This window comes from Curvibacter sp. GW821-FHT01G03 (assembly GCF_059422285.1).
Window position 1 is genome coordinate 1 of the sequence record NZ_JBWKWP010000074.1, and the last position, 268, is coordinate 268.

The 268-nt window shown below is 66.0% G+C and carries 1 protein-coding gene; it reads right to left on the minus strand.

Translation table 11 applies throughout. The annotated features are described in order from the left end of the window. Nucleotides 1-268, minus strand: a 268-nt coding sequence (locus AC07VS_RS28875) for a DUF1302 family protein (protein ID WP_494752707.1), incomplete at both ends; no start/stop codon positions are given.

Below are 268 nucleotides of genomic sequence, written 5' to 3' on the forward strand. Positions count from 1 at the left end.
ACCCAGGTTCAGGCGCGTGTTGGTCGGTTGGTAGCGCAGCGACAGGCCCCACTGGCCGCCGTTCTTGGCCGTGACGGTAGACAAACCATAGGCTTGGTGCCCGGCGCCCAAGCCATCGGCCGTGGACCAGTAACCGCCTGTGGGGGGCATGAAATTGGGGTTCCAGGCGGCTTGCACATAGCCTTCGAAGTTCAGCTCGGGCCCGATGCCGGTGGCCAGGCTGACCATGGGCGCAGGCAGCACGGCCTCTTTGAGCTGGGTGCCGGGT